Origin of the sequence: Rhodococcus sp. KRD162 (assembly GCF_017168335.1) — a bacterium.
Classification (GTDB): domain Bacteria; phylum Actinomycetota; class Actinomycetes; order Mycobacteriales; family Mycobacteriaceae; genus Rhodococcoides.
This window is the reverse complement of sequence record NZ_JABFAU010000002.1, coordinates 185,084-199,907: the sequence shown is the minus strand read 5'-3', so window position 1 is coordinate 199,907 and position 14,824 is coordinate 185,084. Positions and strand designations below refer to the sequence as shown.

The following is a 14,824-nucleotide window of genomic DNA, read 5'->3' as shown; positions in this document are numbered from 1 at the left end:
AGCGGAGCACCGAACATGGACTTTCTGCGACCACAGACCTGGAGCGACGCGTTGGCCGCAAAGGCCGACGATGTCGACGTGGTGCCCATCCAGGGCGGCACCGACGTCATGGTCGAGATGAACTTCGATCTGCACCGGCCGGGCGCATTGCTCGATCTGAACCCGATCACCGAACTGACCGAATGGGAACAGCTGCCCGACGGGACACTGCGGGTCGGTGCCGGTGTGCCCTACGTCCGCATCATCGCCGAGCTCGGAGATGCGCTTCCCGGCATCGCCCAGGCGTCCCGCACCGTCGGCTCACCGCAGATCCGCAACCGGGGCACCGTCGGCGGCAATCTCGGTGGGGCATCACCAGCAGGTGATCTGCATGCGCCCTTGCTCGCGGCGGGTGCGACCGTGGAGGTCGAATCGGCCGAGCGCGGTGCCCGCATGATTCCCGCGACCGAGTTCTACCTCGGCGTCAAGCGAAACTCCTGTTTTCCGGACGAACTCATCCGCGCCTTCCACGTCGCACCGGCAGCGGGACCGCAGTACTTCTCGAAGATCGGCACGCGCAACGCGATGGTCATCGCCGTCTGTTCGTTCTCGCTCGCACTGTTCCCGCAGGAAGGTCGCGTCGGTACCGGTCTCGGCTCCGCTGCGCCGACGCCGCGCCGGGCTTACGATGCCGAGAACTACCTCGCGGCCGAACTCGACTGGGACGGTGCCCTCGATCCACGGGTGTCGGAGGAATTCGGCCGGTTGGTCAGTGCAGCAGCGAGTCCCATCGACGACGTACGGGGCACAGCCGACTACCGGAAACACGCCCTGTCCGTCATGGCCCGCCGCACGCTCGGCTGGGCATGGCGAGACCTCACAGCCGCACGGAAGGTGGCCTGAAACATGCGAGTGAACTGCACCGTCAACGGAAAGAACATGGAAGCCGACGACGTCTGGGAGGGCGAGAGTCTGCTGTATCTGTTGCGTGAGCGTCTGGGCCTGCCTGGATCGAAGAACGCCTGCGAGCAGGGTGAATGCGGTTCGTGCACGGTGTATCTCGACGGCGTCCCGGCGTGCGCCTGCCTGGTGGCCGCCGGCCAGGTCGAGGGCCGCGAGATCCGTACGGTCGAGGGCCTCGCCGAGGGCGAGAAGCTGGACCCGATGCAAGAAGCGTTCGTCGAGTGTGGAGCCGTTCAGTGCGGATTCTGCACCCCTGGGCTCGTGGTGCAAGCGCACGATCTGATCGAGCGCGTTCCCAACCCGTCCGATGTGGAGATTCGCGAATCTCTCGCTGGAAACCTCTGCCGCTGTACCGGATACGAAAAGATCCTCGATGCCGTCCGGCTGGCAGCAACTCGAAAGGCCGAAGCCAAATGACCACGGTGATCTCGGGTGCCTACATCGCACCCATCGTCGGTGCCGAGATCCCCGACGGCTATCTCGTCGTCGAGGGCACCACCATCAGCGCCATCGGATCGGGCCCGGCCCCTGTCATCGACGGGGCGCAGACGATCGACGCGTCCGGCTGCCTCGTCACCCCCGGACTGGTGAACACCCACCACCACCTGTACCAATGGGCCTCACAGGGCCTCGCCAAGGACAACACTCTGTTCGAATGGCTTGTTGCACTGTACAAGCCGTGGTCCAAGATGGATGCCGAGGTGGTCGGGGGTGCCGCTGCGGCAGGGCTCGGTTGGCTCGCCAAGTCGGGCTGCACCACCAGCACCGATCACCACTACATCTTCCCCAAGGGCCGGGGCGATCTGTTCGCGGCCGAGATCGACGCGGCACGGCGCATCGGAGTCCGATTCCAGCCGTGTCGTGGCTCGATGGACCGGGGCGTGTCCGACGGCGGTCTGCCACCGGATGAGGTCGTCGAGTCGCTCGACGACATCCTCACCGCCACAGCAGAGGCCATCGACAGCTACCACGACGGATCCTTCGGTTCGATGCTGCGCATCGCGGTCGCTCCCTGTTCGCCGTTCTCCATCAGCAAGGAGCTGCTCGTCGAATCCGCCGCGCTCGCTCGCGCGAAAGGCGTTCGGCTGCATACCCATCTGGCCGAAACTCTGGACGAGGAAGAGCACTGCCTCGCTCAGATGAACTGCACCCCGGTCGAATACATGGAACAGGTCGGCTGGCTCGGTGACGATGTGTGGTTCGCCCACGCGGTTCACCTGCACGATTCCGATATCGCGAAGATGGCGGCCACCGGCACCGGCACCGCCCACTGCCCGAGCTCCAATGCTCGCCTCGGCGCGGGAATCGCTCGAATCTCGGACCTGCTGTCCGCCGGCGCTCCCGTCGGCCTCGGAGTCGACGGCTCGGCCTCGGCAGAGATGGTGCCACTTGCAGGCGAGGTTCGTCAGGCGATGTACATGCAGCGCGCCAAGTACGGACCGACCGCACTGACGGCCCGTCAAGCCCTCGAGATCGGAACCCTCGGCGGAGCAACGGTACTCGGACGACAGAGTGAGATCGGATCGCTCGAGGTCGGCAAGCTGGCAGACATCGCGATCTGGCGGACGGACGGCTTCTACTCGGCCGTGGACGACCCGGTCGTGGCCTTCGCCTACGGGCAGACCCCGCCGCTCGCTCGCTTGATGGTGGGCGGTCGAACGATCGTCGAGAACGACATCTTGACCAGTGCACCGCAGGACGAAATAGGTCGCGCCGGAGCCGATGCGCACCGTCGCCTGATGAAACTCGCAGAGGACGTATTGTGAGCACACCGACCACCACCCCCAGGCAAGTTCCGGTCGATACTCCGGCTCCCGGTCGCGGACGCGTCGGAGACAGCCCGCTGCGGCCGGACGGCACGCTGAAAGTGAAAGGCGAGTTCGCCTATTCCTCGGACCTGTTCATCGACGGAATGCTCTGGGGCGCAACGCTCCGCAGTCCGCACCCCCGCGCGAAGATCGTCTCGGTCGACATCTCGCAGGCGCTCGCCACACCGGGAGTAGAAGCTGTACTGACCCACGAGGACGTGCCGGGACGCAAGTGCTTCGGGCTCGATCACACCTGGGATCAACCGGTGCTCGCCTTCGACGAGGTGCGGCACGAGGGTGAGCCGATCGCGTTGATCGCCGCAGATCATCCCGAGACAGCCCGCCGCGCAATGGAAAAGATCGTCGTGATCTACGACCTACTCGAGCCCCTCACCGATGCACGACGCGCAGCCCTCGACCCGGACTACCCGAAAGTGCAGCAACGCGGCGGAGTGGCGCGGCATCAGCCGGTACGGGTCGGCAACGTCGCCGCTGCCCGCGCGAGTGCAGAGGTGATCGTCAGCAGCGATTTCACCGTCGGTATTCAGGACCAGGCCTTTCTCGGGCCCGAGTCCGGGTTGGCCGTACCCGCCGAGGACGGCGGCATCGACCTCTACGTCGCTACTCAGTGGATGCACAACGACCTCGCACAGATCGGCCCGTGCCTCGGCCTGCCCGAGGAGAAGATTCGGATGACCCTCGCCGGTGTCGGTGGAGCGTTCGGCGGCCGGGAGGACCTGTCCATGCAGATCCACGCGGCGATGCTGGCGATGCACACCGGCAAACCGGTCAAGATCGTCTACAACCGCTACGAGTCGTTCTTCGGACACGTTCACCGCCACCCCGCACAGATGCACTACGAATACGGTGCCACCCGCGACGGCAAGTTGGTGTTCGCCGATGTGGAGATCATCCTCGACGGCGGTGCGTACACCTCCGCCACTCTCAATGTCGTCGGCAACGCCGCATCGCTCGGCGTCGGACCGTATGTCATTCCCAACATCGAGATCGACGCCTACGGGGTGTACACCAACAATCCACCGTGCGGTGCGATGCGCGGATTCGGCGCTGTACAGGCCTGTTTCGCATACGAATCGATGATGGACAAACTCGGCGAGGCCTGCGGCATCGGCCCGGTTGCGATTCGGCAGATCAATGCCGTCAGTCAGGGATCGGTCCTGGCGACCGGCCAGGTCATCGAGGCTCCGGCACCGCTCGCCGAGATGCTCGCCCGAGCCGAAGCGATGGAACTGCCTGCCCCCATGGACGCGTCGGACATCCGAAACCTGCCCGGCGGTGCCTCGCAGACCACGCACGGCGAGGGCGTCGTACGCGGGATCGGTTACGGCGTCGGCATCAAGAACATCTGCTTCTCCGAGAACTACGACGACTACTCCACTGCTCGCGTCCGGCTCGAAGTCATCGGCGGTGAGGCAACGGTATTGGTACATACCGCTGCCGCCGAGGTGGGCCAGGGGCTGGTGACACTGGAGGCACAGATCGCGCGCACCGAACTCGGTGTCACAAAGGTGGTCATCCACCCCGCCGACACCAAGGTCGGCAACGCCGGGTCGTCCTCGGCCTCGCGGCAGTCGTACATGACCGGCGGCGCCGTCAAGGCCGCCTGCGAGGCCGTTCGGGAGGCGGTGTTCGTGCTGGCGGGCCTGTACCTCGGCCGAGCCGTGGCCGATCTGAGCCTCGACGGCGGCAAGATCGTCTCGGCCACCGATGGCGTCCTGGCCACGATCGAGGACGTGCTCGGCGATCGCGTCGTCGAGCAGACCCGCGAGTTCCACCATCGTCCCACCAGCGGAATGGATCCGGTGACCGGTCAGGGAGCGAGCCACACCCAGCTCGCCCTGTGTGTCCATCGCGCCGTGGTGGATGTCGATGTCGATCTCGGGCTGGTGAAAGTGGTCGAGATGGCCGCTGTTCAGGACGTCGGAAAGATCCTCAACCGCCTGTCCCTGGAGGGCCAGATCCACGGCGGCACAGCCCAAGGGCTCGGTCTCGCCGTGATGGAGGAGATCGTCGTCGTGGACGGTTTGGTGAAGAATCCGTCGTTCACCGACTACCTGATCCCGACGATTCTCGATATGCCGCCCATGAAGCTGGACATCCTCGAGAATCCGGATCCATTGGCCCCCTACGGCCTTCGTGGCGCCGGCGAACCACCCACGTTGTCGTCCACGCCCGCCGTCATCGCTGCCATCCGCAATGCCACCGGCCTCGCGTTGACGCGGGTGCCGGTTCGCCCCGAACACATCGTCAACAGCTAGACCATCTCATTCCCACTCGACGAAACCCTCTCCCGCACAGCGGTACCTGACGCCAACTCCCCCGGCACGGTCACCGTCGACGCTCGAGACAGGTTGATCACGCCCTGGGAGGGCCGATCATGACCGATGTACGCACGACAAGCACAGATCGACGAGGACGCGGTCGATCCCAGATCGACAGGTTCTTCGACATCACCGGCCGTGGCTCCACGGTATCGCGTGAGATACGCGGTGGTGTCACCACATTCGTGGCCATGGCCTACCTGATCGTCCTCATCCCGCTCATCATCGGCGATGCCCGTGACGTCACTGGTGCCACCCTCGATCCGGCTCAGTTGTCGACCATGGTGGCGCTGTCCGCCGGCCTGACGACGATACTGATGGGTGTGGTCGGCAACGCCCCGCTCGCCATGGCGGCGGGCCTGGGGGTGACGCCGATCGTGGTGTTCCAGGCCGCACCGTTCATGACCTGGCCGCAGGCGATGGGTCTGGTGGTCCTCGAGGGTGTCGTCATCGTCGTCTTCGCTCTCACCGGCATTCGGCAGCTCATCATGGATGCGATTCCGTTGGTGCTCAAGCAGGCCATCGGCGTCGGCATCGGCGCGTTCATCGCGCTCATCGGACTGGTCGACGCCGGTTTCGTCGGTCACCACGAGGCGGCATCGACCGCAGTGACCCTCGGTACGTTCGGCAAACTCGCAGGGTGGCCGGTGTTCGTCTTCTGCGTCGGACTCGTCCTGATGATCATGCTGTTCGTCCGAAAAGTTCCGGGCGCGATGCTGATCGGGATCTTCGTCGCCACCAATCTCGCGATCATCGTGAACTCGGTGTTCGAGGTAGACCCGAAAGCGTGGGGACCGGTGGTTCCGAAAGTCCCCGATTCCATCGTCGCCACACCACAATTCGATCTGCTGTTCAATGTCGATCTGTTCGGTGGATTCGCCCGTGCAGGGGTGGTGACAGCCTCGGTCGTGCTGTTCACACTCGTACTCTCCGGCTTCTTCGACGCCATGGGCACCATCCTCGGCGTCGGTGAAGAGGCAGGTCTGGTCGACAAGCAGGGCAAGATGCCAGGGCTGAGCCGTATCCTCACCGTCGACGGCATCGGTGCCATCGTCGGAGGCGCGATCAACGGCTCTGCCAATACAGCGGTGGTCGAATCGGCGGCAGGCGTCACCGAAGGCGCCCGAACCGGTCTGGCCAGCATCGTCACCGGCGGATTACTGACCAGCCTGATCTTCTTCACACCGTTGGCCGGGGTGGTTCCCGTGGGAGCCGCAGCACCGGCGCTGGTCCTGGTCGGCGCGCTGATGATGACGCACGTGCGCAAGATCGACTGGCAGAACACCGATATCGCGATACCTGCCTTCCTCACCATCGTGCTGATGCCGTTCACCTATTCGATCACCGTCGGCGTTGCCGCAGGCGTGATCTCCTACACGATCGTTCGCCTCGCCAAAGGCACAGCACGCCAGACGCATTGGCTGCTGTACCTGATGACGAGCATCTTCCTGATCTACTTCGCCCTGCACCCCATCGAAGAAGCATTGGGAATCTCGTAACGTGAAAGACATCGTCGACCGTCTCTCGGCCTGGGACCAGGCAGGTATTCCTTACGCGGTAGCGACCGTCATCGCGGTATCCGGAAGCGCTCCACGGCTTCCGGGTGCCGCCATGGCGGTCTGCGCCGACGGTGAAGCCGTCGGCAGCGTCTCCGGCGGGTGCGTCGAAGGCGCGGTGTACGAACTGTGTCGCGAGGTCCTCGAGACCGGTAGGTCCACGCGGGAATCGTTCGGGTACAGCGACGTCGACGCATTCGCGGTCGGCTTGACCTGCGGAGGGGTGATCGAGGTTTTCGTACGGCTCGGCCCGCCGCGGGCAGTGCTCGCGGCCATCGCGTCGGACACTGCGGTGGCGACGGTGACGCTCCTCGACGGCGCAGGGCAGTCGCTCGCCGTCTCGTCCTCGACAACGATGGGTACTACCGGATTCGCGGACGTGGATTCAGCGGTCGTCGGAGAGGCGTTGGCGATGCTGGACTCCGGCGGCACCGGCATCAGGTCGCTGCGGTGCCGGCCAGAACTCGAGGTCTTCGTACAGTCGTACGCCACCGCCCCGCGGCTGCTGATCTTCGGGGCAATCGACTACGCGGGCGCGCTCGCCCGCGTCGGCAAATTCCTTGGATACCACGTGACGGTATGTGATGCACGGCCGGTATTCGCCACTGCTGCACGGTTTCCCGACGCCGATGAGGTGGTCGCCGAATGGCCGCACTCCTACTTGGCGCGGACGACGGTCGATGCCCGCTCGGTGATCTGCGTACTCACCCATGACGCCAAATTCGATGTACCGCTGCTCGAGGTCGCCCTGCGGTTGCCCGTGGCCTTCGTGGGGGCCATGGGATCGCGTAGGACCCACGACGATCGCGCGGCACGGTTGCGCGAGGTGGGGTTGACCGAGCAGGAGCTCGCACGCTTGAAGTCGCCGATCGGCCTGGACCTGGGTGCGAGAACTCCAGAGGAAACTGCGTTGGCGATCGCTGCGGAATTCGTGGCCGTGCGACGTGGGGGTAGCGCGCTGCCACTGACTCGCACCGCCGGCCCGATCCACCACGACGGGGCTACGGCGGAGTCGAAATACGCGTAGGTACCCTGGTTCTCGAGACATCGTCCGCATCAGCGAAGGAGTTCAGTTGATTCGCGGCCTACCTCGGTACCGGCAACTGAACCTGGTGAGCATTGCGCTTCTGAGCGCCATGGCTGCTGTCGCCACACTCCAGGGTCTCGATCCATCCGATAGTGCACGTACCGCTGGGCACTTACTGGTCCTGGTGTCCGTGGCTGCGGTCGCTGTGTACGGCATTCGCCGGAGCGCCTGCAAGCCAACGTGGTTGCTACCGCGGATGACGCTGGCCTGCTTCGCGCTGGGTTCCGTGGCGTCACTGGTCGCAGGCAACTACGTAGTAGCAGCGTCCGGCGCACTCACGGCCGCCATCCTTCCACTGTTCTTGACAGACGAACGGTGGAACACGCTGTTCAGGTACGGCATCCACACAGCCTGACGTCTGCACTTCCGACACCGAATCCTCAGTTCAACGCGGTAGTTTCGCGGCCTTGGATTCCCGTCCACCGTTTGTGTCGGTAGCGTCGTCTACCCTCACCATCAGTTCGAACATATGTTCTAGTTCGATTCACTGGGCGTGACGATCATGGCGGTACCGACGGTGTCGTTGCAGGCGTTGACCGCTGCCGCGCGGGTGAGGCCTGCGCAGCATCAACGAGCATGACATGGTGGCGTGGTGGCGGAGAAGAACGGTTGGTTGCTTATCGATGTGATCGAGCCGCGGCAGATGTCGGTGGTGATGGTCGGAGGCCGTGTGAGATCCGGTGTGGCGCTGTCTTCGGTGGTGGCCAAGAATCCGATTTCTCACTGTCGATGGTGGGTACGAGCCCATCGACCTGTCGGCGTCGATGATCGACCTCGACGCCGGACAGTCCGCTTTGCTGGTCGTGATGACCGTGAAGTAAACGACTTCTCGAATACGAGCATGCACTGTGCCGGGCTGTTTGGTAACTTTCGTATCAATACACCTCGGTGTATGTGAAGACTTAGATTCCTGGTCCACGTCGGGACGGTCTTCCTCCGACCCACCACCGTGTGGGTTGATGGGCACACTCCGACCCGAACGTGCCACGTTCCGATCAACTCGGCCCCGGTGACTTGCTCGCAGCGAGCCCCGGGTCTCAGTCTTGCCTGAATCGAACGTCTCCTCGCCAGAGCGAGGGACATTGAGCACTGGAGTGAGAACCATGCGCGTAAAAGATGTTGTTGTGTCCTCAGGATTGGCTGCCGCGATCACCTTGACAATGTTCGCAGTGCCCGCGACTGCTCACCCGAGCGAAAGCTCGGCACCCACGCCGGGTGCGGCTCGAGACGAACCCGTGGACCAGGATCGCATCGAGCAGATCGATGCGCTGTCAGTTGCGCCGGAGGAATTATTTGGGAGTACATCTGATGAGTGAGCCCCTACTGAAGGCCGATCGGCGTACGAGAGAGTTCTTCGGCGGCCCCGGCCTTGGGGTGATTGCCCTCGTAGTTGTTGCGGCGGTAGTTATTCCGGTTTCAGTCTCAGCATCTGGATGGTCAACATTCAGCACTGCTGCGGTGCTGTATTCAGTCGCTATCGCAGCAGTAGTTATCGCTGTCAGCGTCCGTAACCATGCCGTACGGGCGGGTAAAGTCGCCGCAGCGGGAAGCGTCGCGGTATTGATTCTGTTCGTCGTCGGCGGCACCGGAATCTTTACCATGTCCGATAGCTTTCGGTGGTCTGGGTTGAGCGCGGCCACGGGGATGGCCCTCGGATCCCTGGCGCTGGGCGCACTGATCCGCCGAGCCTGACCTAGCCAGACATCCAGTGCACCACCAGAGCACAGTGTGATCAACCCCAGAGACAGTCAGCTTCAGAACACGACTCAACCCCGACGATCCGGCATCATCGCCGTTCTAGTCGCGCGCCAGCAGACGTCCCGTCGAGGATTCCGATCCTGCGATCCACGACCGCCGCACCACACCCGACAGGCCGAGTCGATCGTATGCAGTGACCGGGTTGCGGTGGTAAAGCCGTGCCACGTCGACGGTGAACTCCTCGTCGGGGGCGAACACCACCAGATCTGCAGCGCAACCGACCTCGATGCGCCCTCGCTCGGCCATTCCCACCTGGTCGGCCGTATTCGTTGCCATCCACCGCACGATGTCGGTCAGTGCACAGCCGCGAGCCCGCGCCTCGGTCCACACCGCGGCCAACGAAACCTGCAGCGACGCGATCCCACCCCAGGCCTCACCGAAGTCCCCGGTGTCGAATCGCTTCAGATCCGGCGTACACGGGGAGTGGTCGGTGACAATGGTGTCGATCGTGCCGTCGAGCAACCCCTGCCACAGTGCCTCTCGGTTGCCGGCCTCGCGGATCGGCGGGCAGCACTTGAACTGAGTCGCCCCCGCGGGCACGGCCTCGGCGTCGAAACACAGGTAATGCGGGCAGGTTTCGACCGTCACCCGCACGCCGTCGCGTTTCGCCGCTGCGATCATCGGCAGAGCATCCGCGCTCGAGAGATGCAGAATGTGTACCCGGCACCCCGTCTGGCGGGACAGCTCGATCACCTGCTCGATGGCTCGGTTCTCGGCGGCACGCGGACGCGATTCCAGGAACCCCGCGTACTCACGGCCCTCCGCAGACGGTGCCTCGGCGATCAGCTCCGCGTTCTCGGCGTGGACGATCATCAGCCCGTCGAACGATGCGATCTCGACCAGGGCTTTCTCCAGTTCCGGCACCGTCAGCGGCGGAAACTCGTCCACCCCCGACGCGAGCAGAAAGCATTTGAAGCCGAAGACACCGGCATCGTGCAACGGCCGCAGCTGATCGATATTTCCGGGGACCGCCCCTCCCCAGAATCCGACGTTGACCACCGACTGGTCGGCCGCCACCCGGCGCTTGACGTCCAGCGCCGCAACATCGACCGTCGGCGGAATACTGTTGAGCGGCATATCGACAATGGTCGTGATACCACCCGCGGCGGCGGCCCGGGTTGCGCTGGCAAACCCTTCCCACTCGGTGCGCCCTGGCTCGTTGACGTGGACGTGGGTGTCGACGAGCCCGGGTAGCAACACCTCGTCGGCACCGAGCACGATCTCGGTTTCGGCGCGCACCGCCGCATCGGGCTGGTCGATCGCCACGATCCGGCCGTCGACCACAGAAACGGACGCGGACACCTCACGCCCACCGATCACCGCACGAGACGCCCGAACGACCAGGTCGACCGAATCAGACTGCACTGGAAACACTCTCCAGCTCGGACGCCCTCCACGCGATGTCGGACGAATCGAGCGCCGCCGCATCGAGTTCGCCGAACAGCCGCAGTCGCGACAGTCCGCCGTCGGGGTACACGTCCAGCCGCAGATGCGTGTACGCCTGCGACTCGTTCAAGAGAAAGCGGTGTCGGGTATCGGGCTGCACCGCGGTGCGGGGAAGAATCTCGGTCCACGCTGTCGGGTCGGCGAGGTGTCGATGACGAGAATCCACGGCGCTGAGCCGAATCCAGCCCGGTGCGTTTCCGACGTAGTAGCTCGTGTCCACTTCCACGTGGCGTGGTGCACCGGGGGCTGCCAGAGCGAAGACGGCGAAGTCGTTGCCCCCGCCTCGGCGACGGGAGTTCTCCCAGCCCTCGCCCATATTTCTGGCGCGCCCAGGCAGGATGATGTTGGCGGGCGAGGAGTAGAACGCATCGGAACAATCGGTCAGTCGTGCGCCGTTCTCGGCCGCGAGCAGATCGATGGTGCCCGCCAGAAAACGCGGATCCTGCACCACCTGGCCGTGCACCCGGAACCGAGCCACGCCCCCGTCGGGATAGATGGACAGGCGCACGTGCGTCCACCGGTGTCGGTCTGCCACCTCGTAGGTGTTCGCAGTATCTCCCTGTGCCGCAGCCTTGTCGACAATGGTGTGCCACTGCGCATTCAGTACGTCCTCGATGGACGGGTAGCCCTCGATCGACGCAGCTTCGACGGAGACGAACGGCGGATAGTTGCCGGTGAAGTGAGCGGTGTCCACGACGACACCGTGCACGATTCCCGGAGCTCCGAGTCGCACGATCGCCCAGTCGTGACCACCCTCGTCACGGCGACGCCGCGTCTCCCACCCGTCGTACACCTTTCCCTTGTGGCCGAAGTCGGCGGGATCGAACAGCGGGGCATCGGGCTTGATCAGGTTCTCTCGCTGGGCGAACAGTTCGTCGTTGGCCGCGGACACGCTACCGCCGAGAGACCTCGACGCGAGATCGGTGAGTGCTCGAAAATCTGTACTGGTCATGACGTTCCTTCCAAAATGTGTGTGGTGGCGATTGTTCGGCCGACCTCGCGCAGCAGTCCGGCTGCGTCGCGCATGGAGATTCGGGGGTCCGGTTCGAGATCGGACAGCGCGTAGGAGGCAACGATCCCGTGCGTGCGCAATCGGTCGATGCCCACGGCGCTTCGACCTGCGACGGTGATCACCGGCACCCCCGCCGCGCGCGCGGCGTGCGCGACTCCGATGGGTGCCTTGCCGTAGAGGCTTTGCTCATCGAGTGATCCCTCGCCGGTGAGAACCAGATCGGCCGACTCCAGAGCGCTGTCGAAATCGATGAGCCCGAGCACCGTGCCAATACCCGGTTTCGCGACGGCACCCAGTACAGCCATGGCTCCGAAGGCGGTGCCACCTGCTGCCCCGGTACCGGCCACGCCGCTGACGTCACGACCGATTGCGTTGCGCACCACATGCGCCCACTGCCGCATCCCGTGTTCGAGGTACAGCAACTCCTGCGGCCCCGCGCCTTTCTGTGGGCCGTAGACGGCCGCGGCCCCGGTGACACCGAGCAACGGGTTGTCCACATCGCAGGCCAACTCGAACTCGGCAGCCCGCGCCGCCGGCAGCAGTCCGGACAGGTCCAGGCGAACCGCACCGCGCACTGCACCACCGCCGGGCGCGACATCGTTACCGTCCGCATCGAGCACACGCACACCGAGCGCCACGAGCATGCCCGCTCCGCCATCGGTGGAAGCGCTGCCTCCGAGTCCGATGACGATACGCTCCGCACCGGCCTCCAGCGCATGCGCGATGACCGTACCCAAGCCGAAGGTGCTCGCCCCCAACGCATCCAATTCTCCACCGGGCAACAGCTCGAGCCCCACCGCCGACGCCAACTCCACGACCGCGTCGTTGCCGCGGCGAGCGTACGAGGTCTCCACCGGTTCACCGGTCGGTCCCGAGCAGGTCACCGCCACTCGGTCCCAACCGGCGGTGACGGCGGCATCGACGGTGCCGTCACCTCCGTCGGCGACGGGAAGGCTCACCGTCTCGAGCGAACGATCGACCGAGGCCATCCCCGAGGCCAACGCCCGAGCGACCTCCGCCGCCGACAGCGAGCCCTTGAACTTGTCGGGAGCGAGCAGTATTCGCGTCATCTCTAGTCCAGCAGTAGCAACGCGGTGGGTGCGTCGGCCGAGGTGGTTGCCAGCTCCTCGAATTCACCGACGTTGTCGATTTCGGTGCCCATCGAGATGTTCGTGACCCGCTCGAGGATGATCTCGACGACCACGGGAACCTTGTGCTCGTTGGCGAGGGTCCGGGCGCGAACGAGCGCCTCGCCGATGAGCTCCGGCTCGGTGACCCGAAGTGCCTTGCAGCCCAGACCTTCTGCCACCTGAACGTGGTCGACGCCGTAGCCCTTGGGGATGCCGGGTTGGGTGTCCTGCGCCTCCTGGGCGTTGATGTTGTCGAATCCCAGCTGCACACAGAAGTCCATGTCGAAGGCGCGTTGCGCCTGCCGGATCAATCCGAGGTACGAATTGTTCACCACCACATGCACGTACGGCAGATTGAATTGTGCACCGACGGCCAACTCCTCGATCATGAACTGGAAGTCGTAATCACCGGACAGAGCAACGACATTCGCGCTCGGATCCGCCGCCGCCGCGCCCAGGGCCGCGGGTATGGTCCAGCCGAGCGGGCCGGCCTGGCCGCAGTTGATCCAGTTGCGAGGTGAGTAGACGTGCAAGAACTGCCCACCCGCGATCTGCGAGAGTCCGATGGTGCTGACGTAGCGGGTGTCGCGGTCGAAGACCTTGTTCATCTCCTCGTAGACGCGCTGCGGCTTGATCGGCACGTTGTCGAAATGGGTACGGCGATGCATGGTGCGCTTGCGCGTCGCGCAGTCCTCGACCCAGCCGGACAGGTCACGCAGTGTCCCTGCCGCGCGCCGCTCCTCGGCGACGGCCACGAACTGCTCGAGCGCTGCCTTGGCGTCGGAGATGATGCCGTAGTCCGGTGCGAAGACGCGTCCGATCTGGGTCGGTTCGATGTCGACGTGAACGAACTTGCGACCCTTCCGGTACGTCTCGAGCCCACCGGTATGCCGGTTGGCCCAACGGTTTCCGATTCCGAGCACGAAGTCCGAGGCCAACAGGGTCGCGTTGCCGTAGCGATGCGCGGTCTGCAAACCGACCATTCCCGCCGCGAGGCGGTGATCGTCCGGGATGGTGCCCCAGCCCATCAGCGTCGGGATGACCGGTACATCGAGGATCTCGGCGAGCTGCACCAGCAAGTCGGAGGCATCGGCATTGATGATGCCGCCGCCGGCGACGATCAACGGACGCTCCGACGCGAGCAACATGTCGATGGCCTTCTCTGCCTGAGCGCGGGAGGCGACGGGCTTGTGAACCGGCAGCGACTGGTACGTCTCGGGGTCGAACTCGATCTCGGCCATCTGCACGTCGATGGGCAGATCGATCAGAACCGGGCCGGGACGACCGGACCTCATCAGATGAAAGGCCTGCGCGAACGCACCGGGAACCTGGGCGGGTTCGAGCACCGTCATCGCCATTTTGGTGACCGGGGCAGCGATCGACGCGATGTCGACGGCCTGGAAGTCCTCCTTGTGCAACCGCGCGACCGGGGCCTGACCGGTGATGGCGAGGATCGGGATCGAATCGGCCATGGCCGAATACAGACCGGTGATCATGTCGGTTCCGGCGGGACCGGAGGTGCCGATGCAGACGCCGATGTTGCCCGGTGCGGCGCGGGTGAAGCCTTCCGCCATGTGCGAGGCACCTTCGACGTGCCGGGCCAGCACGTGCCGGATGCCCCCGTGGTTGCGCATCGCCGCGTAGAACGGGTTGATCGCCGCGCCGGGGAGTCCGAATGCGGTTGTCGCGCCTTCGAGTTCGAGGATCTTGACTGCGGCATCGGCCGCGCGCATCGTCGCCACG

The 14,824-nt window shown here is 64.8% G+C and carries 12 protein-coding genes; 8 read left to right on the top strand and 4 right to left on the bottom strand.

The window, feature by feature from the left end; translation table 11 throughout:
- Positions 1-15 precede the first annotated feature (15 nt).
- From J1M87_RS02070 to J1M87_RS02035, 8 genes are all read left to right on the top strand, one after another.
- Entirely contained in the window at positions 16-882 is an 867-nt protein-coding gene (locus J1M87_RS02070; RefSeq protein ID WP_206487224.1) for a xanthine dehydrogenase family protein subunit M, read from the top strand.
- Positions 883-885: 3 nt separating this feature from the next.
- Complete coding sequence (locus tag J1M87_RS02065) at positions 886-1,359, top strand: (2Fe-2S)-binding protein (RefSeq protein ID WP_206487219.1); 474 nt, start codon at positions 886-888, stop codon at positions 1,357-1,359.
- Complete coding sequence (locus tag J1M87_RS02060; protein WP_206487216.1) at positions 1,356-2,708, top strand: 8-oxoguanine deaminase; 1,353 nt, start codon at positions 1,356-1,358, stop codon at positions 2,706-2,708. Before J1M87_RS02065 ends, J1M87_RS02060 begins: the two co-directional genes overlap by 4 nt.
- A complete protein-coding gene (locus J1M87_RS02055; RefSeq protein ID WP_307830710.1) occupies positions 2,705-5,029 on the top strand; it encodes a molybdopterin cofactor-binding domain-containing protein in 2,325 nt (774 codons plus the stop codon). The genes J1M87_RS02060 and J1M87_RS02055 overlap by 4 nt, the downstream gene beginning before the upstream one ends.
- 119 nt (positions 5,030-5,148) lie before the next feature.
- Entirely contained in the window at positions 5,149-6,591 is a 1,443-nt protein-coding gene (locus J1M87_RS02050) for an NCS2 family permease (RefSeq protein ID WP_206487212.1), read from the top strand.
- A gap of 1 nt (position 6,592) precedes the next feature.
- Positions 6,593-7,675 carry an XdhC family protein gene (locus J1M87_RS02045; RefSeq protein ID WP_206487208.1) on the top strand — a complete coding sequence of 361 codons (1,083 nt, stop codon included), beginning with the start codon at positions 6,593-6,595 and terminating at the stop codon, positions 7,673-7,675.
- A 46-nt stretch (positions 7,676-7,721) separates the two neighbouring features.
- Positions 7,722-8,090 (top strand): hypothetical protein, encoded by a 369-nt coding sequence (locus J1M87_RS02040; RefSeq protein WP_206487206.1) that lies wholly within the window; start codon positions 7,722-7,724, stop codon positions 8,088-8,090.
- A gap of 953 nt (positions 8,091-9,043) precedes the next feature.
- Positions 9,044-9,427, top strand: a complete 384-nt coding sequence (locus J1M87_RS02035) for a hypothetical protein (protein WP_206487204.1) — start codon at positions 9,044-9,046, stop codon at positions 9,425-9,427.
- A 105-nt stretch (positions 9,428-9,532) separates the two neighbouring features.
- On the opposite strand, the gene allB is transcribed toward J1M87_RS02035, so the two are convergent.
- From allB to gcl, 4 genes are read right to left on the bottom strand one after another with little or no spacing between them, the layout of a single operon-like run.
- The gene (gene allB / locus J1M87_RS02030; RefSeq protein ID WP_307830709.1) at positions 9,533-10,858 is read right to left on the bottom strand and encodes an allantoinase AllB; all 1,326 of its coding nucleotides are present in this window, start codon (positions 10,856-10,858) and stop codon (positions 9,533-9,535) included.
- Positions 10,848-11,891, bottom strand: a complete 1,044-nt coding sequence (alc, locus tag J1M87_RS02025) for an allantoicase (protein WP_206487199.1) — start codon at positions 11,889-11,891, stop codon at positions 10,848-10,850. Before alc ends, allB begins: the two co-directional genes overlap by 11 nt.
- Entirely contained in the window at positions 11,888-13,021 is a 1,134-nt protein-coding gene (locus J1M87_RS02020) for a glycerate kinase (RefSeq protein WP_206487197.1), read from the bottom strand. Before J1M87_RS02020 ends, alc begins: the two co-directional genes overlap by 4 nt.
- A 2-nt stretch (positions 13,022-13,023) precedes the next feature.
- Positions 13,024-14,823: a glyoxylate carboligase gene (gene gcl, locus J1M87_RS02015; RefSeq protein WP_206487194.1), complete on the bottom strand. Its 1,800-nt coding sequence runs from the start codon at positions 14,821-14,823 to the stop codon at positions 13,024-13,026.
- Position 14,824: the final 1 nt, after the last annotated feature.

Excerpts from the sequence above, each read along its gene's own strand:
- J1M87_RS02070 (WP_206487224.1), top strand. The coding sequence starts at position 16 with ATGGACTTTCTGCGACCACAGACCTGGAGCGACGCGTTGGCCGCAAAG.
- J1M87_RS02065 (WP_206487219.1), top strand. The coding sequence starts at position 886 with ATGCGAGTGAACTGCACCGTCAACGGAAAGAACATGGAAGCCGACGAC.
- J1M87_RS02060 (WP_206487216.1), top strand. The coding sequence starts at position 1,356 with ATGACCACGGTGATCTCGGGTGCCTACATCGCACCCATCGTCGGTGCC.
- J1M87_RS02050 (WP_206487212.1), top strand. The coding sequence starts at position 5,149 with ATGACCGATGTACGCACGACAAGCACAGATCGACGAGGACGCGGTCGA.
- J1M87_RS02035 (WP_206487204.1), top strand. The coding sequence starts at position 9,044 with ATGAGTGAGCCCCTACTGAAGGCCGATCGGCGTACGAGAGAGTTCTTC.
- alc (WP_206487199.1), bottom strand. The coding sequence starts at position 11,891 with ATGACCAGTACAGATTTTCGAGCACTCACCGATCTCGCGTCGAGGTCT.
- J1M87_RS02020 (WP_206487197.1), bottom strand. The coding sequence starts at position 13,021 with ATGACGCGAATACTGCTCGCTCCCGACAAGTTCAAGGGCTCGCTGTCG.